The sequence below is a fragment of the Lacticaseibacillus thailandensis DSM 22698 = JCM 13996 genome, from assembly GCF_001436135.1.
GTDB classification, from domain to species: domain Bacteria; phylum Bacillota; class Bacilli; order Lactobacillales; family Lactobacillaceae; genus Lacticaseibacillus; species Lacticaseibacillus thailandensis.
Genome location: NZ_AYZK01000001.1, coordinates 567,666 through 591,700 on the forward strand (window position 1 = coordinate 567,666; position 24,035 = coordinate 591,700).

Sequence of the window (24,035 nt, forward strand, 5' to 3'; positions counted from 1 at the left end):
AGAGGCCCACACTTGCTTGCCTGACTGCCTGGCAGGCTTGGTACGTGTCAAGCATATATTCTCTCGGCTCGTGGGGCCGGTGGGCACACTAGGACTTGTGATGCTTGATCTTGAGGCGCTTCTGCTTGCGTTTTTTCTGCTTTTTGACCATCGACCGCATGGCCATCTTGCCAATGCGGCCGCGGATGCCGCCGCCCATCAGCTGGTCCATGCCGCCCATGTTCCCCTTGCTCATCTTATTCATCATGTCGCGGGCCTGTTTGAACTGCTTGATCATGCGGTTCACTTCCAACACCGGCCGCCCAGAACCAGCAGCAATACGGCGCCGCCGTGACGGGTTGAGAATGTCTGGGTGCGTCCGTTCCTGCTCGGTCATGGAATACACGATGGCTTTCATGTGATCCATATCTTTGGTGTCCACGTGCATGTTCTTGATCTGGGGGTTGTTGGCCATACCGGGGATCATCTTCATGATGTCCTCAATGCCACCCATTTGCTGGACTTGATTCATCTGGTCGATGAAATCATTAAAGTCAAAGGTGTTGGCCTGAATCTTTTCCGCCACCTCGGCGGCCTGCTTTTCATCAAAGTTCTTCTGGGCCTTGTCGATCAGGGTGAGCATGTCCCCCATGCCCAGAATCCGGTTAGCCATGCGGTCCGGATAGAAGACGTCCAGCGCGTCCATTTTTTCACCCTGACCAATAAACTTAATTGGCTTGCCGGTAACCGACCGGATGGACAGCGCAGCACCACCACGGGTGTCACCATCCAACTTGGTCAGCACGACCCCCGTGATATCTAGTTGGTCGTTGAAACCCTGGGCCACGTCCACTGCGGCTTGCCCGGTCATTGCGTCAACGGTCAGTAAGATTTCGTTGGGGTGCGCGATTTCCTTGATGTCCTGCAATTCCTGCATCAACTTGGCGTCAATTTGCAACCGCCCAGCCGTATCAATCAACACATAATCATTATGGTTCGCCGCTGCTTGGGCCATCCCCTGCCGCACGATTTCGCGGGGATCAGTGTCCGTGCCCATTTCAAAGACAGGTGCCCCAACCGACGCGCCTACTACCTGTAACTGCTTAATGGCAGCCGGACGGTACACGTCGGCGGCAATCAGCAACGGCCGTGCGTGGTCATTTTCCTGCAAATACTTGGCCAATTTACCGACCGTAGTCGTTTTACCAGCACCTTGCAGCCCTGCCATCATGATCACAGTGGGAATATGCGGGGCTTTATTGAGGGGTACCGCGGATTCCCCCATCGTCTTGACCAATTCGTCATTGACGATTTTGATGATTTGTTGGGCTGGCGTTAAGCTTTCCAGCACCTCCGTGCCCACTGCCTTGGTCCGCACTTCCTTTACGAAGTCCTTGACCACCTTGAAGTTAACGTCGGCTTCAAGCAAGGCCAACCGAATTTCGCGCATGGCATCACGCACGTCACTTTCGGACACCTTACCCTTGCGCCGTAACTTACTAAAGGCATTTTGTAACCGTTCCGTTAAACCTTCAAAAGCCATAGTCTTCCCCTTTTATTCTTCAGCCACACGGTTTTCAACCCGTGCGAGTAATTGTTGTAACTCCTGATCGTCCGCATAGTGACTGCGAACATAGGCGCCGAGCGCATCTACGGCCGCGTTTTGCGCTTCAAAGTCGGCCAGCATGTGTAGCTGCCGCTCGTACTCTTCCAATGCAGCGGCACTGCGCCGAATGTTATCGTACACCGCCTGACGACTAACGCCGAACTCCTCCGCAATTTCGCCGAGGGAATAGTCATCGCCGTAATACAGCTCAAGGTACTCTTGCTGCTTGGCCGTTAACAACCCGTGATAAAAATCGAATAGGCTGTTCATCCGGTTAGTTTTAGCTAGTTCCACGCTTCTCAGCCCCTTTTTGTACTTATACAATTCTACCGACGGGGGCGACGACTTGCAAGCGCGAAAGTTCACGTGGGTCCGCACACCAAAAAACGCAACTGACCACAGTCAGTTGCGTCACAATTAAAATCGCATTAATCCATCAGCTGGCGGCCATGTTTCTTAGCCTCATAGCGCGCAATCATCGGCATCACGAACCCTAAACCAAACAGCACCACGACGGAAACGCAGTTCATCAACAGTTGGTGGGTAAACGCGTGGGTGCCCCACGCAGCCTCTTGCGGCATAAAGCCCATTGTCGCACACACAAAGGTGAACAACAGGCACCAGCCACCAACCAGCATGGCGCCGGGCTTGTTCTTAATGAACGTGTACCCCGACTGGAACTTGTCCGCTTGAGCTCGTAGCGCCAGGAAGGCGAAGAACACCCAGCAAGTTTTGTATGGCGATACGATTCCGTTCAGGTTGAGTAACCAGTTAAAGATGGTGTTGATGTTGGGCAAGGTGCTACTCAACAATAAGAGGAACAGACACAGGCTCGCCGTAAAGATGTAAGAATGAATGGGCCGGCCTTGACGGTTCTTTTTGAGTAACCACTGCGGCATGAACCGCGCGGCGGTATCTGCCGACAGCACCCGGCTGGCCGCGTCGATCAGCACCGCCAGTTGGGCCAACATGAACACCAATTGCGTCCCCGCAAACATGTACATGAACAGGTTGCCAACGCCCCATTGTTCACCCAGGTAGTGGAAGGCATAGTAGGAACCGTTCATCTTCAAGTCGTTGGGAAGGTGGTTGGCATCGAAGTACACCCCGAGTGCCAGCGACCCAAAGATGATGAGGAATCCCGTCATGATGGCCAGCATCCACATGGCTTTGGGAAACTCCTTCTTCGGGTTGCGTACTTGCTGAATGTACGTCGCCCCTAATTCCGCCCCCGAAGTAGCAAAAATCAGCAACCCCGTGGTGGAGAAGTAGTGCGTGGAGAAATGTGGCTTGTACGCACTCAGATCAAACAAGTTGCTGGCTGGGTGGTAGCCTTTGGCAATTCCTGCCGCGGCAAGCGCCACGAACAGCACGGCCATCAAGAACATGGCAGCCCCGCCAATCAGCGACATCACTTCCATCGACCGGCTGAACACATTCTCCAAAATAATGAAAATCAAAATTACCAGGAAGGTGAAAATACCGAACCACAACGTCGACATGTGTTTGTCCAGCGTGTTGTTACCCAATACCAACCAGGAGATCGCCACGATGACCGAGTTGGAAACATCAATCAGGTACGGTAGCGTACTGGACCAATACATCCAACTAACGACGTAGCCCAGCGTGTCCCCAGAAGTGTGGCGCACCCACGTGGCCAGGCCACCACCATCTTGGGTAAAGGTAGTCCCAATCTGAGCGGAAATCAGCGCGTAGGGGATAATGTACGCTAGTAGCAAAAAGATCCAGGAAAAAATGACCGACAGTCCCTGATTCTGGAACGGGTACAAAATATTTTCGAACCCGATTACCGTCACAAAGACCAGTAAGCCTAGTACTGGCCACGCCATATACTTTTGGCGTGGTTGACCCAACATTGGTGCATCTTGCATAATATCTTAACCTCGTATTCTCAAATGCTCGTCAACACGACCAACATTTACGCACACGGCGGCTTATTGTGAAAATATCCGTAACTTATATTCACTTCGCTCACCTAAATATGTATTCTAGTGGTTGTATAGCATCCAGCGACCACAAACCGTATCACTGCTGCCACAAATTCAATCATTATCCGATAACCGTCATATTATACCCGAATTTTATACTACAGTATATATTTTCTGAAAGGTCCTGATTAATTTATGTATCTCAAGCTTGGAATTACCGCCGCCGCGGCGCAACAAGCCCCGCAAATTACCGGCACACCCCTGCACGACCTGGTGCCTGGCGCCATAGGGGCGGCCATCATTACCGACGATGACCGCGAAGCGTGGGCCCAGCTAACCGCCACGGCCCTCCCCATCCCCACCTTTGTACTCGGCACACACGACCTTGGTGATCCCCACAACCTGCAAGTGACCCCGGTTGCCGTCAACCAACTCACCATGGCAGCCGTAACCGCGGCGGCGGAGAAATACGAAGCCGCCCAGGTGCCGCCGTTTCTGCATGACTTGCTGCAGTTTAGTCACGCCAACCCCACAACCTTTGCTACCCCGGGACACCACGCGGGCCACTACGACGACCTCGCGCCGGCCGGTTACCTCTTTCACCAGGCATACGGCGACACCTTCTTCGCCAGCGACACCAGTGATGTGGTCACCGCGCTGGGCGACATGCTCACCCACGGTGGCACCCCACTCGCCGCGGAGCAGGCCGCCGCTAAGCTGTTCCATGCCGACAAGACCTACTTCGTCACGAATGGCACCACTGGCAGCAACAACATTGTCGCGAGTGCCGCCCTGCAACCAGGTGATCTGGTGCTATTCGACCGCAACAACCACAAATCCTTTTATAACGGGGCGTTGGTCCTTAACGGCGCCATCCCGGTCTACCTCGACACTCTGCGCACCAGTCAGGGACTGATTGGTCCCGTCGATTTGAGTACGGTAACCACGGAGAGTTTACGGGCGGCGGTACGCAAAGTTGCCCCGGAAAAGGCCAACCGCGCGCGCCCATTCCGGCTGGCAGTCTTGGAATTGGAAACCTTCGACGGCATCGTGCCCGACGTCCGCATGCTCCTCGACCAGTTTGGGCCGCTGTGTGATTACATCGCCTTTGACGCGGCCTGGGGTGGCTACGAGCCGTTCATCCCGGCCATGCGCCCTACCGACCCCCTCCAGTTGGAACTAGGTCCGGATGACCCGGGTATTTTCGTTACCCAATCAGTCCACAAGCAACAGTCCGGGCTAGCCCAAACCTCCCAGATCCACAAAAAGGACCATCACATTAAGGGTCAGGCCCGCTACATCAGCCACGCACAGTTTAACCACGCGTACCTTAAACACGTGACCACGAGTTACTCCTACCCCGTGTACGCCTCGCTGGCCGTGAACGTTGCCCTCAACGCAGGCGACCACGGCCAAGCCATTTGGCAGCGGGCCGTTATCGACGCGCAGCAATTTCGTCGCGATCTGCAATCTACGCGCCTATTCTGCGCCCTTAATGCTCCTAGCTTGCTGACCACGCCCGACGACCAAGCCGTCACGGACCCGGCAGTGTGGGCGTTGGCCCCCAACGACGACTGGCACGGTATGCACCAACTACGACCCGGCCAGGCCTACCTGGATGCCGGCAAAGTCACGATTACATTGCCGCACACCCATGAACTGGGGGTGTCGGGCTGGGTGCTGGACCGATACTTGCTCGACCACAACATCGTGCCTGAAAAAGCGGACCCAAACTCCGTCTTGTTCCTGGTTACCCCAGGTAGTGGGCATAAGGACTGGCAGCAACTGCTCACCGTTTTGCGCCAATTTGAAGACGACTACTTTGCTGACCGGACCGTGGCTAGCGTGCTTCCCCAATTGGTGGCCGAAACCGGTGACCGGTACGCCAACATGACCTTGCGGCAACTCGCCCAGGAGCTATCCGACTACTTTAACGACCACCACCTTGCAGCTCAACAAGCCGTGCTATTTCAGGGTAGCAATAATCATGACAGCCCGCTGCGGGCCGCGGACGCTGATGCCGCGTTTATGCGGGGTAACTTTGAGACCATCCCCCTGCAATCGGCGGTGGGTCGCATTGCCGTCGAGGGTGCACTACCATACCCACCCGGCATTTTCGTCGTGGTTCCCGGCGAGACCTGGACTGCCGCAGCGGTGCACTACTTTACCACGCTCTACGGCGCCGTGGCACGATTCCCCGGATTCACTCCGGAAATTCAGGGCGTGACCGTCGCTGCCGACGGTACCCCGATGGTCCATGTCGTCCGTCATTAAATAAACCGTCAGCACAGCAAAGGCCCGGTGAGACTGCCACTACATGGTGGCGACCTCACCGGGCCTTTGTGAAACTAATGCAACTAACTGAAACTGATTAGAACACGGATTGCAGTGTGGAAACAATCAACCACACGTTCAGAATCGTGAGCACGATCGCGATGGTCCAGGCCGTGTACTTGACCCAGGCACGGTTGGCGAACTGCCCCATGATTTTTTTATCACTGGTGAACAGCACCAACGGCACGATGGCAAACGGTAACGCCACACTGAGAAAGACTTGCGAAATGGTCAGCAGACTTTCGATCTTCGCCTCATTACCATGATAGATAAACGCGAAGATCAACACTGGTGTGATGGACAGCAGCCGGGTCAGCAAGCGTTGCGCCCACAGCGGCATCTTCAGGTGAATGAATCCTTCCATGATGATCTGTCCGGACAACGTCCCGGTAATGGTGGAACTTTGACCTGATGACAACAGGGCCACGGCGAACAGCATGCTGAGCACCGGACTGGCAATGGCACCCACGATCTGCGGGTTATTCAGGGCGTGAAACAAGTCCACGAACCGGCCCAAGTGACTGTTAGTCCCAAAGAACAATGCGGCACCCAGGATGAGCAGTAAACAGTTCACGATAAATGCTACCGTCAACTGTATGTTGGAGTCAGTCACCGTGAAACGAATCGACCGCGCGACGTGTTGCGGGTTACTCCGGTCGATCTCCCGCGTTTGGGAAATTGACGAACCCAGGTACAGGTTATGCGGCATCACGGTTGCACCCACAATCCCCAGTGCCAGGTACAACATGGAGGAATGGGTCACGATGTTGGGATCTGGAATGTACCCGCGGAGAATGCCGCCGATGCTTGGCTGCGACAATAGTACTTCGTAGGTAAAGACGAAGAGAATCACCGCCACCAGGGTCGCAACGATCGCTTCGATCTTACGAAAGCCCAACTTCATCAGTAACAGAAGAATCAGCACGTCCAGCGACGTAATGGCAATACCAATAATTAACGGGATATTGAACAACAACTTAATAGCAATCCCAGAACCGATAATTTCCGCCATATCGGTCGCCATGATGGCTAATTCCGTGACGATCCACAAGAAGATGCCCATACCCTTTGACGTCCGCTCACGGGTCATCTGGGCCAAGTCCTTACCGGTCACGATACCTAACCGGGCCGCCATGGCTTGGAGCAACATCGCAATCAAACTAGAAATCAGGATTACAGATAACAGTGTGTACTTGTAACTAGCACCACCGGCAATCGACGTAATCCAGTTCCCGGGATCCATGTACCCGACGGCCACCAAGGCTCCCGGACCAATGTATGCTAGTAAGGTCTTCCAGTACCCACCATCCATGGGTACGTTAACGGAACCATTAACTTCCGCCAAACTCTTTGACGACTCCGTAGTTTCGGTCGCAAAGTGGACACGCTTGTCGTTCACCTGCTTGTGCTGACGAGCTTTTGATTCATTTTTCAAAATGGTTCCCTCTTTTCTATTGGCTTAGAATTGAGTGCCCCGTTTGGGCGATTCATCGGTGTAGCGGCAAGTATTGCTACACCTACCAACGGATAAACATTATAACATCTCGAGAACTTAGGCAACCCTGATTTCTAGTATTTTCAACTGATTGGACGAGAAACAACCCACAATCAGGCCATTACGTGACATTTGGGGAGTAGTTGTCGCACTTAATCAGTCCCTCTGCCGGTCGGTTAGTGCTAATTAATGCCGGGAGGTTTGCCTATGACTGATTTACGCACACAACGCACCAACCGGTTGATTGAAACCGCCTTTGTGGACCTGGTCAACCAAACCGGATTTGACCACATCACGATCACGCAACTGGCGCATACCGCCCATGTCAACCGCCAAACCCTTTACCGTCATTACGCGGACAAATACGCGCTGGCTGAACATTTAGTGCGTCAAACCGTCGTTGAATTTGATCGTGCCATTTCTGCACGGTTACAGTTATCCGCCAACCACGACCATGACCAACAAAAGTCGTTGCGGGTCGTGAGCAACCTCGTGCACACTTACGTGGCTGCCCACACACCACTGTTAACGGCACTAATGACCCTCCGCGGATCCTCACTGGACTTCCGGGACCGCCTCCAACGCCAAATTGAACACCGTTACCGGCAATACTTTGCTGATGTGACCCCTGACCAGGAAGATTTGGCCATCCAGGCCAGCCTGTTCAACGCCCTAATACTGGGCACGTTGGATTTTATCCTTACCCATCAAAAAATGCCCACCGCCGCGCGGATGTTGCGCAATATTCAGCAGATCAGTGCCACCCTGTTCTAAAACGCGCGATGTCCGTAAAAGTTACCGCGTAAACCCCTCGAACCCCAAGACCAAATCTGGGCCTTGCGGCTCCAGCGCCTGACGTTTTTGCTTTTGACCGCGGGCTCGGCTCCCTACCAAAACAGCGTGCTTCCTTCGGGAAACACGCTGTTTGTGTGTCTAGTGTTGATCAAAGAAGGTGCTCTGCGCCGCACCAATTGTCGCTAGCTTAACGTGGGCGTACGTTAAGCCCCCCTGCAAGTAGATCGTATACGGCGGCCGAATGGGCCCATCACCAGAAAATTCGATCGTAGCGCCTTGCACGAAGGACCCACCGGCCATAATCACTTCGTCCTCGTAGCCAGCCATCCGCTCTGGAATCGGCGTGACGAAGGAATCCACCGGCGAGTTAGCCTGAATCGCCTCGGCAAAGTGCACCATGTCTTCACGGTTACCAAAGTTAACGGTCTGCACGATGTCTGTTCGCGGCGCATCCCACGTTGGGCTGACGCTCATGCCTAGCGCGGCAAACAAAGCTGCCTCAAAGATGGCGCCCTTAATGGCATTACCCGTGGTTTGTGGGGCAATGAAGAACCCTTGGTACATATCGGGTAAGGCCGACACCGTGGCCCCCTCCGCAGCGCCTAACCCCGGCACCGTGAAGCGGTAACTAACTTTTTCCACCAGGTCGGCATCCCCGACGATGTACCCACCGGTCTTAGCCATGCCCCCACCCGCGTTCTTAAATAAGGACCCGGCCATGAGGTTGGCCCCAACTTGTAGAGGCTCCACCGTCTCGGAAAATTCGCCATAAGCATTGTCAACAAAAATGGTCACGTCTGGTGCGACGGCCCGTACCGCGTCGATCATGGCTTTGATCTTAGCAATAGTGAAGGAATCCCGCGTCGCGTACCCGCGTGAGCGCTGAATGGCCACCACCGTAGTTTTGGGGGTCACGCGCCGCTGCACGGCGGGAATGTCAACCTCGCCGTTCGGCAGCAGGTCTACGTAATCTACCCCAATACCATATTCTTTCGGAGTACCCACACCGTTGCCCGCGAGCCCCAGCACTTCCTGCAAGGTGTCGTAGGGCTTGCCGGTGATGTAAACAATTTCATCACCGGGCCGGACGAGCCCTAACAACGACACCCCAATGGCATGCGTACCCGAGACGATTTGTGGCCGAACAATAGCATCCTCACCACCGAGCACGTCAGCATAAATGCTTTCCAATACGTCACGGCCCTCGTCACTGTGCCCGTAACCAGTCGAACCGGTCAAGTAACTTTCCGCCACGTGGTGCTTGCGGAAGCTTTGCAATACTTTGTTCTGGTTCTCGACAATTTGGTCATCAATGGCCGCCAACCGGGGTGCAATTTGCGCATCCACCTGGTCCACCAACGCCACTAACTTCGGGTCAAACTGATCCCGCCAACTCATTTTTCTACCTCACTTACCTTCTACCTGATCCGTCGCCGCCGTCTCGTCTGCCGGTGGCGCGTCAATCAAGCCCTTAAACAGTCCGTAAACAAACTTCGTAGGGTCAAAGTCAGCGAGGTCATCCATACCTTCACCGAGGCCAACAAGCTTAACGGGTACGTGCAACTCGTTCCGTACCGCCAACACGATGCCACCCTTACCGGAACCATCGAGTTTGGTCAGTACAATCCCCGTCATGTCGGTCGTCTTGTTAAACTGTTTGGCTTGGGACAAGGCGTTTTGTCCCGTCGTAGCGTCGACCACCAGCAAAACTTCCTGCGGTGCGTCGGGTAATTCGCGCTGAATGACCCGCTTCATTTTGGCTAGCTCGGTCATCAAGTTGACTTTGTTCTGCAACCGCCCGGCGGTATCCACAATCAGGACGTCAAAGTTTTCGTCCTTGGCCTTCTTCACCGCGTCAAAGACGACGGCCGACGGATCACCGCCTGCTGGGCCAGCTACCACCGGCACGTGGTCACGCTCGCCCCAAACCTGTAACTGTTCGATGGCGCCAGCCCGAAAGGTGTCACCCGCCGCCAAAAGGACGGAGTGACCCTCCCGTTGTAGCCGGTTCGCTAACTTACCAATGGTAGTCGTTTTGCCGGCCCCGTTCACGCCGACGAATAAGAACACGGTCGGGCCCTGGCCCTCAGGGGCAAAGTGGAGACTGTTATCCTCGTCCACACCAGCCTCGTCGTACAGGTCAACCAGCTTCTGCACAATGACCTGCACAACCAGTTTGGGATCACGCGCATTCTTTAACTTCACTTCTTCGCGAAGTTCATCCGTTAGGCGCACCGCGGTGTCAAAGCCGACGTCCGCCTCAATTAGCGTATCCTCGAGGTCATCAAAGAAATCTTCGTCCACCGTCCGAAAATTTGCGAACAGCGCGTTTAGCCGGTCACCAAAGCTTTGCCGGCTCTTGGTGAGCGCTTCATCATACTTCGCCGTTTCGGCAGTTTCTTCCTTGCCGGAAAAAGCGGCCTTAATTCGATCAAATAATCCCATCACACACACTCCTTTGCTTCCGGCCTACTCACACTTGCGCATCCATCCGTACGCACAGGAACCTAACCGGCCTGATGCTCAGCACCAACGGCCGCCGCCGCATCATCCAGGCTCACTGAAACCATCCGGGATACGCCTGACTCCTGCATGGTCACCCCGTAAAGGATGTCAGCAGCCGCCATGGTCCCACGCCGGTGGGTAATAACGATAAACTGGGTGTTACTCGAGTAATGCCGTAAGAAATCGCCAAAGCGGTCCACGTTAGCTTCATCCAAACTAGCCTCAACCTCATCCAGCACAGAAAACGGTACCGGCCGGACCTTGATGATGGCAAACAATAACGTGATGGCGGTCAACGCCCGCTCACCACCGGACAGCAACGACAACCGCGTATGGTTCTTCCCCGGCGGCTGGGCCACGATTTCGATGCCCGTCGTTAACAGGTGTTCCGGGTCCGTCAGTTGCAATTCAGCATGTCCACCGCCAAACATCTGCGGGAAGATCTCACTGAACGCCGTACTCGTCGCTTCAAACACCGCGGTAAAGCGTTCCTGAACCTCTTTGTCCAGCTCACCCATGGTGTTCAATAACTGTGCTTTGGCGTCTTCTAGGTCATTCTGTTGCGCCGTGAGGAAGTCATAACGTTCCTTGACCTCCTGGTACTCGTCGATGGCGTTCATGTTGACGGGCCCCAGTTCGTCTAAGCCCCGTTTCAATAGTTTCAGCTGACTTTGCAGTTCAGGAATTCCCACCGGATCCGCCGGCACGGCCGCAATAGCCGCCTCGTACGTGGTCTGATACTCTTCGCTTAACGTGGATAATGCGGTATCCAGGTGCATCTTCAACTGGTTAAGCTGGACCGACTGGGTCTCACTGGTGGCCATGACTTCCTGCCGCTCATTGTACGCCGTCGTGATGCTGGCGGAAACCCGACTCAATTCGGTCCGGGCCGTAGCTTTCTGTTGGTTTAACTTAGCCTGTTGTTCTTGCAGTTGCTGAATGTCACGTGCCAGTTGCGCCAGCGTGGCCCCACGTTGTTCCTTTTCCTGTGCAGTTTCATTCGCGGCCTTTTCAATGGCGGCGATGCGTTGCTCCAGACGGTTAGCGGTCGTTACGGCCGTGCGTTCTGCCTCCTGCCACTGCGCTAACTGGGCAGCAGCGGTCTTCGCAGCTTCCTGCTTGACGGCCAGTGCCGTTTTGAGTTGCGTCAGCCGCTCTTGGTGATCGGCCGCCCGGCTGTTTTGATCCGCCAAAGCGGCACGCAGATCCGTCATGGTTTGTTGCAGCTCGGCCAAGTGCTGCTGAATAGTGTCACCCTGTGCCGTCAACTCGGCTTGACGGTGCGCGTAATCATCCTCATCCTGCGGGAGGTTGACCCGCAGCGCCGCCACCTGTTGCCGCAGCTGCGTAACCTGCTGCGCCACTAGCTGACTGTCTGCCTGCGCACTGTGGGTCTGGTCGCGCATTGTCGTGAGGTGATCACTAGCAGCACGTAACGTGGCGTCTGCCGCGGTGCTTTGCTGCTCAAGTTGAGCCAAGGTTGCACGTTCTTCATCCAGTTTGGTAGCCATTGCCGCTAACTGCTTGTGTAGCCGCTGTGCTTCCTGTGTGCGCGCTAGCGGCGAACTACTCCCCCTGTGTTGCGCCCCACCTGACATCGAACCACCAGCATTAAGGATATCCCCGTCGAGGGTCACCAGCCGGTAACGGTGGTGCAAGCTGTTGGCAATGGGCACCGCATTATCCAGGTTGTCGACCACAATTAGCGTGCCAATTAAGCTGGCAATCACGTTGGTTAAATGCTGATCGAAGCCAACCAGGTCGATACCCACACCAATAAAACCTCGTTGCCCAGCCACCTGATTGCGAATACTTTGCGGTAGGCTACGCGGGCGAATCACATCCGCCGGCAGGAAAGTCGCCCGCCCGGCGCGCCGTTGCTTCAAAAAGCTAATGGCGCGCTTGGCGGCACCTTGATTCGCCGTCACGATTGCCTGCAAACTGCCCCCAATGGCCTGATCAAAGGCGACCTGGTACCGTTCAGGAATTTTGAGCAGTTCCGCCACGGCCCCAACGACCCCGGGTAACTTGCCCTTATTCTTCAACACCGTCCGCACCCCGGAATAAAAGCCCGCGTAGTCATCGTTCAGTTCCTTGAGCGTTTTGTAGCGCGCGCTGGCCTGGGTATACGCCTGACTGTGCTCCATTAGTTGCTGGTTAAGGCGCTGATATTGTTCCTGATCATCACTGAGTGCGGTTTCCGCTGCCCGCACCGCGGCTGTAGCCTGATTCTGCTCGGCCTGGGCTGCTTTGAGGGCGGCATCCGCAGTTTCCTGCTTGGCGGTCAACTGCTTGATTTGCGCATTCAACTCTGCCAACCGGCTTTGGGTCGCCGCTTGTTGGCTCGCTGCCAACTGAGCCTCTTTGGATAGCGCCGCAATTGCATTACGGTTATTGGCTTGTTGCTGCAACGTATCAATGTAATTTTGTTGCGTTGTCTCCAGCTGAGCATTGAGCTCCGCCGGCGTGCTGGCGGCTTGTTCTACAGTCCGCAACTGCGCCCGGGTCGTCTTAATAGCCTGCGCCAGCTCGTCTTGCTGCTGCTTCACGTCCTGGAGGTGTTGCTGGGCGTCCTGTTGGTCCGCTTGGGCTTGCGCCAGTCGTTCCCGCAGATCGGCCAATCGTGACGTGGCATTTTGCACCCGCTCGTTGCTGACGTCCTCTTCACCATTAAGGCTTTGCTGCTTCATGGACTTTGCGAGCAGGTCGTCGTTGACCTGGGCCAACTGATGATCGAGGTCCGCCGCTGCTTTGGTTCGGCGATCCGAATCAGCTTCCAAGCCCTTAATCTTGCCGTTCAGTTCCTCAATGCGCCGCTTAGTGGCCTTAGCCGCGGTTTGCACTTCCCGTTGCTGGGCGACCATGCTTTGCACCTGCCGTGCCAGTAACTGCTGGTGTAACTGCGCGTACTCTGTGGACTGGCGCTGGTACTCCCGCGCCATGGAACTCTGTTCCGCGAGGGGTTCCAGCCGTACCGCAAGTTCATGCACAATATCGTGCACCCGGTCCAGGTTATCGTCGGTTTCGTCCAGTTGAGCCTGGGCCTTGGCCTTCTGGTTCTTGTACTTCAGTACCCCGGCAGCCTCTTCAAAGATGCCGCGCCGGTCTTCGGGTTTGCTGTTAAAGATTGCTTCAACCCGCCCTTGGGAAATGAACGCAAAAGAGTCGCGCCCCAGTCCACTATCCATGAACAAGGTCACGATATCTTTGAGCCGCACTTGCTGGTTGTTCAATAAGAATTCACTGTCACCATTACGGAAAAGGCGCCGGGTCACACTGACCTGGCTTGGTTGTTGCTCCAGGTACCCGTCGTCGTTATTGAAGACCATCGTTACTTCCGCCCGGTTCAGTGCCGGGCGCGTGTCGGTGCCGGCAAAGATGACGTCACCCATGCGCTCACCACGCAGGCTCTTGGCACTTTGCTCCCCGAGCACCCAGCGAATGGCTTCCGTAATGTTACTCTTACCACTACCATTGGGGCCCACGACCCCGGTCAACCCGGGATCAAATTTAATTTGGGTTTTATCCGCAAATGATTTAAAACCATTGATTGTCAGTTCCTGCAGGTACATCCAACTACTCCTCGGGCCAACCTAACGCTACGCTAAGGTTGCTAACGCGCGGTGGGCCGCATCTTGTTCCGCATGCTTCTTGCTGGTACCCGTTCCCCGGCCCAACTCGCGTCCGTCAGCAGTGACGGCCACGGTAAACAAGCGTTGATTATTTGCTGCATCCTCTTCGGATAAGAGGTTATACTCGATATCGACATCACCACCACGCTGCAGGCGTTCTTGCAACTTGGTCTTGAAGTCCCGCGTATCCTCAAACTCGCCCGCGTCGATGTGTGGCCAGATAATTTGCTCACAAAACTTGATTACGGCTTGGCGTCCTTGATCCAAAAACAACGCGCCACAAAAGGCCTCAAATAAATCTTCAAGCAAGGTATCCCGCTGCCGCGCACCGGCGTTTTCCTCACCGTGCCCCAGGCGGATGTAACGGTCAAAGTGGGCCTCACGGGAAAAACGCGCAAAGCTCCGGGTCTGTACCGCTGCAGCCCGCATCCGGGTCAACTTACCTTCGGGCACATCGGGGTACTTTTTGAACAGGTACTCCGACACGGTCAGTTCCAACACGGCATCACCAAGAAACTCTAACCGTTCGTTGTCGTGCACCCCTAATTCACGGTGCTCATTAGCATAACTTGAGTGGGTAAACGCCTCCTCAAGGATCTCAACGTGATCAAAATCGATGCCAAAACGACTATGTAATTCACGCGTAAACTCTATCGCGACCATACGTTGCCTCCTCCAATACTGTTTCTCATTATACTAAATATCACCCGTAACTAAAAGGTTGCGGACGCGCTGTCGCAACTCCACCAGGTCTAGGCAAAAAAGATGGCCGGATTCCAAAGAATCCGGCCATTGATTGCATGCTTAATTTATTTATCCGACTGGTGCGCGGCGATGTAATCGACCGCATCCCCGACCGTCTGGATTTGCTCAGCGTCCTCATCCGGAATCTCGGCGTTAAACGTATCTTCTAACTCCAAGACAAACTCCACGATGTCAATTGAATCGGCATCCAGGTCGCGCTTAAAGTTTAAGTCACGGGTAATAGTACCCGGCTGTAACTGAAAGTGGTCCTGCAATAACGATGAGATCTGGTCAAAAATTTCTTGTTCGCTCACGGTAAACCTCCTCACTAATTACCGAACCACTATATTCTAAAAATTCCCGGATGTCCATAACTTTTCCACGACAACGCCGAAATTACTTCTCTTCGGGCACTGCAATTTTGTGCGCATCAAAATACTGCACAAACTTCGTAATGGTCTGCTTAGAAACCATGTCTGCCACCTGCTTGATGGTGTAGTACACCGTCCGGACGTCCGCTGCCCCATGTGCCTTCACCACCGGCGCCTGGAGGCCGAGTAGTACCGCACCACCATACCGTGAAGCGTCAAACTTGTCCGCAACCCCGCGGATCTCGTTTCGGAGCAACAAACCACCCACTTTGCCCTTGACCCCACTATTCATGATGGTGTCCTTGAGCGCGTGCAACAGCGTGTGGGCCGTCCCCTCAACCGCTTTGAGGGCCGCATTGCCCGTAAAACCGTCAGTCACGACCACGTCGGCCACGCCGTCCAACAGGCCCGTGGCTTCCACGTTACCGACAAAGTTTAGCCCGGACGCTTCCGTCAACAACTGGTAAGCCGCCTGGTGCAACTCATCACCCTTGTGGGGCTCGGTGCCGTTGTTGAGCAATCCGACCCGCGGGTTAGGGATTCCGCGCACATCCTTCGCGTAGAAATTCCCCATAACCGCGTACTGGTATAGGTGTACCGGGCGGTTATCCGCATTGGCGCCGACATCCAGCATCACGAAGCCATGATCGTTAGTAGCTGCCGGCAAAGTCGGCATGAGCCCCGGCCGGTCAACGCCCTTAATACGCCCAACGATAAACAGTCCCGCGGCTAACAGCGCTCCCGTGCTCCCCAGGGACAACAAAGCGTCCGCCTCGCCGTCTTTGACTGCCCGCGCGGCCCGCACCATGGACGCATCCTTTTTGCGCCGGATGGCCTGCACTGGTGCCTCGTTACCGGAAATTTCCTCCGTGGTCGGCACCAGGGTGATGCGCTCGTCGTTTTGGATCAGGGGACGCACCCGCGCCTCGTCACCAAACAGCAAAAATTCCAGCTGCGAATCTTCGTCCCGGGCCCGTTCGACACCCGCAACGACTACGTCAGGGGCGTTGTCACCGCCCATTGCGTCAACAGCAATTTTCATCGAATTATCCTCCTAATTAAGGCTCTCGGCTTGGGCCAAACGCCTGTGCACATATGTGGCCAGCGTCACGTTTGCGGGCGCCTGTAAGTCTGGATCGGCGGCAAAAATCGCGGCCGCGACCTTATTAGCCGTATCCAAAATGTTGAAGTCACCCACGGGGTCCCCCAACCGAAAGTCAGGTAACCCCGACTGCTTAGCACCAAAGATATCACCTTGGCCCCGCAGTTCAAGGTCCCGCTGTGCTACTTTGAACCCGTCATTGGTGGCCACCATCGTCTCCATCCGGCTCACCCCGGTATCGTTCTTGGGGTCGGCCACCAGGATACAGGTCGCCTGTTTATCACCACGGCCGACCCGCCCGCGTAACTGGTGCAATTGTGCCAAGCCGAACCGGTCCGCGTCCAGAATCAGCATCATCGTGGCGTTGGGAACGTCCACACCGACTTCAATGACAGTCGTGGACACGAGCACGGCGGTCTTGCCCGACGCAAAGTCGCGCATGATCGTGTCCTTTTCGTCCGGTTTCATTTGCCCATGCAGTAAGGCGACCGTGGCTTTACCCGCAAAGGTCTGCTGCATATCCGCGTACACCGCTTCGGCGTTCTTGAGGTCCACCGCTTCGGATTCTGCAATCAACGGCGTGATGACGAACGCCTGGCCACCAGCCGCGACCGCAGCCGCGACCATGCGGACCGCCCGTGGCTGTTGCTGCTTGTGCAACCACAGCGTTTTAACCGGTAGTCGGCCGGCGGGCATTTCGTCAATCGTTGACACGTCCATCTCACCGTACGCCGTGATGGCGAGTGTCCGCGGAATGGGCGTGGCAGTCATCGATAACACGTCTGGTTTGAGTCCCTTAGCCCGCAAAATTTCCCGTTGCTTCACCCCAAAACGGTGCTGCTCGTCAATAATGGCGAAACCAAGAGCGTTGAAGTCCACCCCTTTTTGAATCAGGGCGTGCGTCCCAATCACAATGTCCAGGGCGCCAGACCGCAATCGGGCCAGAATGTCCTTCCGGTCGGCCGCACTGGTGGCCCCCGTTAGCAACGCCACACTCACGTGCTGTGGGGCAAACAGGCGACTCAACTTGGCGTAATGTTGTTCCGCCAACACTTCCGTAGGGACCATTAAGGCGGCTTGAAAATGGGCCGTCACCGCCGCGTACATACAGATCGCCGCAACGATGGTTTTCCCACTACCAACGTCCCCCTGCAAAAGCCGGTTCATATGCTTCGTACTCCGCATATCCGCGCAAATTTCGTTGACCACCCGTTTTTGCGCGTTCGTCAAAGTAAACGGCAAGGTACGGATGAAGGCCCGCACCCGCTGGTTATCAAACGGAATGCGTAAGCCGTTAACCTGCGCCGTATCGCGCTGCTTAATGGCCTGTAATTGCGCCTCAAACAGGAAAAATTCCCGAAAAATGGCGGAGCGTCGTGCTGCGGTCGCCTCCGCCGGGTTGGCGGGAAAGTGCATTTGCCGCACCAGTTCCCGGTCCGTCAGTAACTGCAACCGCTGACGGTATTGCTCGGGTACCACCGAATGAATCTCGTCCGCGTAGTGATCAAACGCCGTTTTAATGGCGCTCACCAAAAATTTCTGGTGCACCGACTGACTCAACGGGTAAATGGCGGCCATTGAGGGCGCATCCTGGTCCTGCGTGGCCACTAGCCGCATGGCCGTTAAGGCGTTCCGACCCGCATTCCACTTACCATAAATAGCCGCTTCCTGTCCCCGATGGAACCGATCCTTCAACCAGGGTTGGTTGAAAAAAGACACCAGGATCACGGTCCGGTCGACCTGGAGCCGAATGGTCACCCGCACCTTATGGGGACCAAACCGTGCAATAACGGGATCCGTGACCACCGTTCCTTTGACCGTCAGCTTTTCACCGTCCACCGCGGTTGCGAGGTCCCGCTCCTGCAGATCGTCATAACGAAAGGGAAAATAAAAAAGCAGGTCGCCGACCGTGACGATACCGAGATCCGCCAGGGCCGCGACCCGTTTAGGGCCAACACCAGGCAGAACTCCGACCGTATCGCTAAGTGGCATGGTCAACGCCTCCTTTCTTACCTACTGCCAGCGTGGCAATAGGGTGTTATCATCAAAAAATGGCTGGTGCTAGTCCTGCTACTCGACGGAAATCAAGTATGGGTACAGCGGCTGGCCCCCGTCGTGGATCTCCACTTCAAGGTCATCGTGCGCGTTTAAAATCGCTGCTTCAATCGCCTCAGCCTCCGCTTCTGATCCTTCGGTGCCGACAATCAACGTGATGATCTCAGCATCTTCGTCAAGCATGGCTTCAATCGTATCAACCGTCGTCTGTTGCCGGTCCTGCCCATCCACCTTGATGTCACCATCAATGAGGCCGATCCAATCTCCGTTGTGAATTGCCAAGCCCCCAATATTGCTATCACGAATCGACTGGGTAATTTCACCACTAACCACGTTGCCGAGCGCTTCGGTCATCGCCGCGGCGTTCTCAGCGAGGCTCCGCTCCGGGTTATATTCCAGCAAGGAGGTCAGGCCCTGGTTGACCGTCTTACTCTTTACGACGGCCACATCCACACTGGCTTCCTTCGCGGCCGCATCGGCAGCCATGAAGATGTTCCCATTGTTAGGCAATACGATTACGCGCTTAGCGTGGGCCTGCTTAATGGCTTCCAAGATGTCGTTGGTACTTGGGTTCATCGTCTGCCCACCGGACAGCACGTACGTAACTCCAAGACTCTTGAACAATTTGGCGAGTCCGTCCCCAGAAGCAATGGCCACCACCCCAAAGTCGGCCAGCGGCTTGGCTGCTTCCGCCTCCGCATTATCACGTTCAATAATGCTTTGGTGCTGCAGGCGCATGTTATCGATCTTGATTTTATCCAAACTACCAAACTGCGCACCATAACGGAACACTGCCCCGGGGTGCTCAGTGTGGACATGCACCTTGACCACTTCGTCATCGGCAATTACCAACAGGGAATCACCGTAATCAGCCAAGTAGTTGCGGAATGCATCATAATCAAACTTTTTGGTGGCACCGTTTTGGCCCAAGCCCACCATCATCTCGGTACAGTAGCCGTAGACGATGTCATCGGGGTTCAGTTGGGTTTGCGCATCAACCGCATTGACCATCTCCGACATTTCGTTATCATCAGGCACGTAATTTTCATCCGCCTGTTCACCTGCCAGTCCGGCACGGAACCCTTCGTACAAGAAGGTCAGTCCCTGGCCACCAGAATCAACGACCCCCACCTGCTTTAAAACGGGGAGCTGGTCGGGCGTCTTTTTCAGTGCAACTTTGGCTGCATCGACCACGCTCGTCATGACTTCCAATGTATCGGTGGTAGTCTTGGCAGACTTCAACCCCGCCTTGGCTGCTTTGCGGGCCACGGTGAGAATCGTCCCTTCAACAGGCTTCATGACGGCGTTATAGGCCGTCTCGACCCCACCAGCAAAAGCATCAGCCAGATCCTGGGCATTGAGCGTCGACTTGTGAGCAACGCTCTTCGCAAAACCGCGGAACAACTGCGAGCTAATAACCCCCGAGTTACCCCTGGCGCCCATCAAGAGCCCCTTACCCAAATGCTGCGCAAGGGCTCCCACGGACGTATCGTCACTTTCCAGGACGGCCTTCGCCCCGCTTTGGAACGTCAGGTTCATGTTCGTCCCGGTATCCCCATCAGGAACGGGAAATACATTTAACGAGTTAACGAACTGTGCATTTTTATTGATCCGGTGCGCTGCGGCACGAATCATGTTTTGAAATTCGGTTGCAGAAATTTCCGTGACTGTCACAAATAGTTCCTCCCTAAAAGGGCCCCCACATGTTTGGGGGTCATATAGCAACAAACGCCGGCCAACGCAAAAAGCGCACTGACGGCGGCGTCGGTGCTGTTAGTCTTCGCCAATTACCCGGACGCCCTGCACGATAACCGTGACGGCGTGCGCGGTGAGGCCAAGCATGCTCTCCAAATTGTACTTTACTTTGTCCTGCACGTTGCGGCAGACCTCAGAAATCTTAGTACCATAACCAACGATAATGTTGACCTCAATGGTCACCCCATTATCCTCCTGGCGAACGACCACCCCACGGGAATAGTTCTCCCGGTTGAGAATTTCGTTCAGGTTGTCCCGAATCTGGTTCTTGCTGGCCATGCCCACCACCCCAAAAATCTCGGTAGCTGCACCGCCGACAACCGTCGCGATAACGGCATTGTCAATGTCGATAACGCCGTACTTGGTCTTAATCTTAACCGCCATGATTTGCCTCCTCAATGAGCTGGTTCATAATTAGTGGGTACCTAGAATGGGCCCACTAGGACCATTAGTCCGTTGCATAGATTTTAGCATAGCCCAGTAACTAAGGAAAGTTTGCAGGTGTCAATGATTATTACTTTACAAAACCCTTGCAATGCCCGCCCCGCTATGATAACCTAATTTTTGTGAATAAATCGGGCAGACGTCCGATGAAGCAAGGAGGTCATACTTTGGCAGTTGATGTAATTACCGGCCGTCACACCCAGTTCGGCAACAAGCGCTCACACGCGCTGAACAGTTCTCGTCGCTCCTGGAAAGCAAACCTGCAGAAGGTACGCATTCTGGTTGACGGCAAGCCAAAGCGTGTGTGGGTTTCTGCTCGCGCCCTGAAGTCTGGAAAAGTGACTCGCGTATAAAACCAACGATGAAGGTGCTGCGAAAGCGGCGCTTTTTTTGTTGCGTAGCGAGTAGACTAGCCTAGAGGCGCAGTCCGCTAACTCGCGGTCGCCAAAACAAACACAACTTTGCACAACACAATGGCCCTGACGACATCCCGTCGTCAGGGCCATTCTTGTCTACTTAACTAATTATCAACTTGCTGTCCGTGGTGATCGCGGCTATAAATAATGGCCACCACCCCACGCGCACACTGCACGGTCATGGGCGCAGCCCCCACAAATTCGTTGGAGGCAAAGCTGACCGGACTATCACCATCATAGTGGGCCAGCTGGTACTTGGCCCCGGTAATGTTCAGATCGCGTACCGCCGTCAAACTGGCTACGCCCACATACCGGTACCCGGTCCGCGGCAAGACCGTCAACGGTTGCCCACCATCCAGGTACTGGACGTAGTTATCCCGGTCGATCAGATGCATACGCCGAATAAACGGACGAAAACGTCGCTCGGTCGGCAACCAATAATTCGCCAATGCGTGATCCAACCGGCCACCAGTTGCACCGTAAAGGAACACCTCGTCTGCGTGCATGACCATCAAGCCATGCTGGAGTGCCAACTGGGTATCCGTATCATCTTTTTCCGGTTGGTGCCGCTCCACTGTGCCCATGGCGGTTTTGACCCGGGTAAACTCCGCTGCGGTGAGTGAATCAAAGTCACCCACCACGTATGCTGGCCGCATGCCAGCGTCCAATAACGTGAGCGTACCACGGTCAATGGCCACCCATTGACCGGGTACTTGCGTCCAGTCCGTCGGCAACAACGCCCGGGGGCCACCAGCCATGAAGTTTAACCGCATTATTCAGCCTCCGCCGCCAACTTTTGCAGGTGGTGTAGGTTATCCGCAGGGTTACCACCATTGTAAACGGCTGACCCCGCTACGGCGATATCCACCCCGTGCTTGGCGGCCAACTTAATGGTTCCCGGGTTAACGCCGCCATCGATCTCGATGCCGAAGTTCAACGATTCATCACGGTCACGAATCGTGGCCAGCTCGTCGGTCTTTTCCAGCATTTCGGGGATAAACTCCTGCCCGCCAAAGCCAGGGTCAACGGTCATCACCAGCACCTGTTTAACGATGGGCAACACCATGTCAATTGCATCGACCGAGGTGCCCGGGTTGATCACAACGCCCGGATCCATCCCCGTTTGTTTGATCAACGATAACGCCCGGTGAATGTGCGGCGTGGCTTCGAGGTGCACCAGCAACATGTCCGCCCCCGCGTCGGCAAAGGTGCTGACCCATTCTTCAGGGTGCTGCACCATCAAGTGTACTTCGAGGGGCAAGGTAGTTTCTTGCCGCAAGACCGAGACAATTTGCGGGCCAAAACTCAGGTTGGGCACAAAGCGGCCGTCCATCACGTCAATATGTATGCGGTCCGCGCCCGCCTTTTCGACCGCATCGACGGCCCGCGCCAAATGGCCAAAATCCGCGCTTAAAATTGATGGTGCAAGTTGCATAACAATCAACTCCCGTTTCCAATCAAGATTTATTATACTCATCATACACAAATGGCGGCGTAGTTGAAAGGGCTTCACCCATCATCTCGCCGCCGTGTTGGTGAGGACGCCGCTGCCGCTTTTAACCGCAGGGTTACGCTCTCTATCCAAAACGAGCTCCACCCCACAAAAGCTAGCGCGTAAACCACTCGCCCCCAAAGGCTAAAACCGGCCTTTGCGGGCAAGCGCCTTACGCTTCCGCTTTTAACCGTGGGGTTACGCTCTCTCTATCCAAAACGAGCTCCACCCCACAAAAGCTAGCGCGTAAACCACTCGCCCCCAAAGGCTAAAACCGGCCTTTGCGGGCAAGCGCCTTACGCTTCCGCTTTTAACCGTGGGGTTACGCTCTCTCTATCCAAAACGAGCTCCACCCCACAAAAGCTAGCGCGTAAACCACTCGCCCCCAAAGGCTAAAACCGGCCTTTGCGGGCAAGCGCCTTACGCTTCCGCTTTTAACCGCGGGGTTACGCTCTCTACCTTTTTTTCTTATCATACACCGGCTTCCGCGCCGCTAGCTCGGCGTGGAACTGGCAATAATTATCATAACGACTTTGCATGATCTGCCCAGCCGCCACCGCGGCCTTAACCGCGCAGTGCGGCTCCTGCAAATGCTGACAGCCACGAAACTTGCAGTCACCGGCAACCGCCACAAATTCCGGGAAACGGTCCCGCAACGCGTCCGTTTCCACATCCAACAGTTCTAACGAGGAAAAACCTGGCGTGTCCGCCACCAACCCACCATACGCCCGATACAGGGTCGTCTTGCGGGTCGTGTGCTTGCCGCGATTCAAACTCTTGGAAATTGCCGCCGTCGCTAACGACAGGTCTGGTACGAGGTGATTCAACAGGGTCGACTTGCCAGCGCCGGTCTGGCCCGTAAAGATGGTCAGACGTCCATTCAGGACCGACCTTAACGCTTCGAGATCAGCCGCACCAAACGGCTGGCGGGGTAAGTGAACCTGATAACCAATGCGCTCGTAACCGTTCATCACTGCTTGCAAACGCGCAAACGCCGTGTCATCCAACAAATCCGTCTTGGTAACCGTAATCACGCCTGCAATCCGTTGCCCGGCTAAGTACACCAGGAACCGGTCCAGCAAGTTCGTCGCAAAGGTCGGTTCAGCCGCAGCCGTAATTACCATGGCCTGATCCACATTGGCCACGGGTGGCCGCACCAACGCGTTCCGCCGTGGTAACACGCGCGTGAGGTAGCCCAGCTCGCCGTTATCCGGCGCCGGAGTGAACTCCACAAAATCTCCTGCAATTGGAGAAACCTTCTTCTGCCGTAAATTGCCGGCCGCCCGCGTCCTAATGACCTGGTCGCCCACCGCAATATCGTAATAGCCGCTGAGCAGCTGAATGACTTGTCCCTGCAAAAA

At 55.2% G+C, this 24,035-nt stretch carries 19 protein-coding genes; 3 read left to right on the forward strand and 16 right to left on the reverse strand.

The genetic code is table 11. The annotated features are described in order from the left end of the window. Positions 1-88: 88 nt before the first annotated feature. From ffh to FD19_RS02545, 3 genes are all read right to left on the reverse strand, one after another. Positions 89-1,522 carry a signal recognition particle protein gene (gene ffh, locus FD19_RS02535; protein WP_056969047.1) on the reverse strand — a complete coding sequence of 478 codons (1,434 nt, stop codon included), beginning with the start codon at positions 1,520-1,522 and terminating at the stop codon, positions 89-91. A 12-nt stretch (positions 1,523-1,534) separates the two neighbouring features. After that, complete coding sequence (locus FD19_RS02540; protein ID WP_054749503.1) at positions 1,535-1,879, reverse strand: putative DNA-binding protein; 345 nt, start codon at positions 1,877-1,879, stop codon at positions 1,535-1,537. Between the two features lie 134 nt (positions 1,880-2,013). Further along, positions 2,014-3,462, reverse strand: coding sequence for an APC family permease (locus FD19_RS02545; RefSeq protein ID WP_420836026.1), 1,449 nt, complete (start codon positions 3,460-3,462; stop codon positions 2,014-2,016). Positions 3,463-3,729: 267 nt separating this feature from the next. Here FD19_RS02545 and FD19_RS02550 point away from each other — a divergent pair, with 267 nt between their 5' ends. Continuing rightward, positions 3,730-5,808, forward strand: a complete 2,079-nt coding sequence (locus FD19_RS02550; protein ID WP_056969049.1) for an Orn/Lys/Arg family decarboxylase — start codon at positions 3,730-3,732, stop codon at positions 5,806-5,808. 97 nt (positions 5,809-5,905) lie between these two features. On the opposite strand, the gene FD19_RS02555 is transcribed toward FD19_RS02550, so the two are convergent. Continuing rightward, complete coding sequence (locus FD19_RS02555) at positions 5,906-7,267, reverse strand: Nramp family divalent metal transporter (RefSeq protein WP_056969150.1); 1,362 nt, start codon at positions 7,265-7,267, stop codon at positions 5,906-5,908. Between the two features lie 303 nt (positions 7,268-7,570). Between FD19_RS02555 and FD19_RS02560 the strand changes: the two genes are divergently transcribed. Then, positions 7,571-8,137, forward strand: a complete 567-nt coding sequence (locus FD19_RS02560; RefSeq protein WP_056969050.1) for a TetR/AcrR family transcriptional regulator — start codon at positions 7,571-7,573, stop codon at positions 8,135-8,137. Positions 8,138-8,296: 159 nt separating this feature from the next. On the opposite strand, the gene FD19_RS02565 is transcribed toward FD19_RS02560, so the two are convergent. The 9 genes from FD19_RS02565 to FD19_RS02605 form a co-directional block, all read right to left on the reverse strand. Next, positions 8,297-9,556: a methionine gamma-lyase family protein gene (locus FD19_RS02565; protein ID WP_054749505.1), complete on the reverse strand. Its 1,260-nt coding sequence runs from the start codon at positions 9,554-9,556 to the stop codon at positions 8,297-8,299. 9 nt (positions 9,557-9,565) lie between these two features. Next, positions 9,566-10,603, reverse strand: coding sequence for a signal recognition particle-docking protein FtsY (ftsY, locus tag FD19_RS02570; protein WP_054749506.1), 1,038 nt, complete (start codon positions 10,601-10,603; stop codon positions 9,566-9,568). 62 nt (positions 10,604-10,665) lie between these two features. Beyond that, complete coding sequence (gene smc / locus FD19_RS02575) at positions 10,666-14,235, reverse strand: chromosome segregation protein SMC (RefSeq protein ID WP_056969051.1); 3,570 nt, start codon at positions 14,233-14,235, stop codon at positions 10,666-10,668. A gap of 27 nt (positions 14,236-14,262) precedes the next feature. Next, on the reverse strand, positions 14,263-14,958 hold the full coding sequence (gene rnc / locus FD19_RS02580; protein WP_054749507.1) for a ribonuclease III: 696 nt from the start codon (positions 14,956-14,958) through the stop codon (positions 14,263-14,265). 146 nt (positions 14,959-15,104) lie between these two features. Then, the gene (gene acpP / locus FD19_RS02585) at positions 15,105-15,353 is read right to left on the reverse strand and encodes an acyl carrier protein (protein WP_054749508.1); all 249 of its coding nucleotides are present in this window, start codon (positions 15,351-15,353) and stop codon (positions 15,105-15,107) included. Positions 15,354-15,435: 82 nt separating this feature from the next. Then, a complete protein-coding gene (plsX, locus tag FD19_RS02590) occupies positions 15,436-16,452 on the reverse strand; it encodes a phosphate acyltransferase PlsX (RefSeq protein WP_056969052.1) in 1,017 nt (338 codons plus the stop codon). A 12-nt stretch (positions 16,453-16,464) separates the two neighbouring features. Further along, positions 16,465-18,504 (reverse strand): ATP-dependent DNA helicase RecG, encoded by a 2,040-nt coding sequence (gene recG / locus FD19_RS02595; RefSeq protein ID WP_056969053.1) that lies wholly within the window; start codon positions 18,502-18,504, stop codon positions 16,465-16,467. Positions 18,505-18,582: 78 nt separating this feature from the next. Beyond that, on the reverse strand, positions 18,583-20,241 hold the full coding sequence (locus FD19_RS02600; RefSeq protein ID WP_056969054.1) for a DAK2 domain-containing protein: 1,659 nt from the start codon (positions 20,239-20,241) through the stop codon (positions 18,583-18,585). A gap of 99 nt (positions 20,242-20,340) precedes the next feature. Then, entirely contained in the window at positions 20,341-20,706 is a 366-nt protein-coding gene (locus FD19_RS02605; protein ID WP_054749509.1) for an Asp23/Gls24 family envelope stress response protein, read from the reverse strand. 227 nt (positions 20,707-20,933) lie between these two features. Between FD19_RS02605 and rpmB the strand changes: the two genes are divergently transcribed. Beyond that, positions 20,934-21,119 (forward strand): 50S ribosomal protein L28, encoded by a 186-nt coding sequence (gene rpmB, locus FD19_RS02610; RefSeq protein WP_054650255.1) that lies wholly within the window; start codon positions 20,934-20,936, stop codon positions 21,117-21,119. Positions 21,120-21,286: 167 nt separating this feature from the next. On the opposite strand, the gene FD19_RS02615 is transcribed toward rpmB, so the two are convergent. The 3 genes from FD19_RS02615 to rsgA form a co-directional block, all read right to left on the reverse strand. Then, positions 21,287-21,955 (reverse strand): thiamine diphosphokinase, encoded by a 669-nt coding sequence (locus FD19_RS02615; RefSeq protein ID WP_056969055.1) that lies wholly within the window; start codon positions 21,953-21,955, stop codon positions 21,287-21,289. Next, positions 21,955-22,617: a ribulose-phosphate 3-epimerase gene (gene rpe / locus FD19_RS02620; RefSeq protein WP_054749510.1), complete on the reverse strand. Its 663-nt coding sequence runs from the start codon at positions 22,615-22,617 to the stop codon at positions 21,955-21,957. The genes FD19_RS02615 and rpe overlap by 1 nt, the downstream gene beginning before the upstream one ends. Before the next feature lie 512 nt (positions 22,618-23,129). Next, positions 23,130-24,032 (reverse strand): ribosome small subunit-dependent GTPase A, encoded by a 903-nt coding sequence (rsgA, locus tag FD19_RS02625; protein ID WP_056969056.1) that lies wholly within the window; start codon positions 24,030-24,032, stop codon positions 23,130-23,132. Between the last annotated feature and the right edge of the window lie 3 nt (positions 24,033-24,035).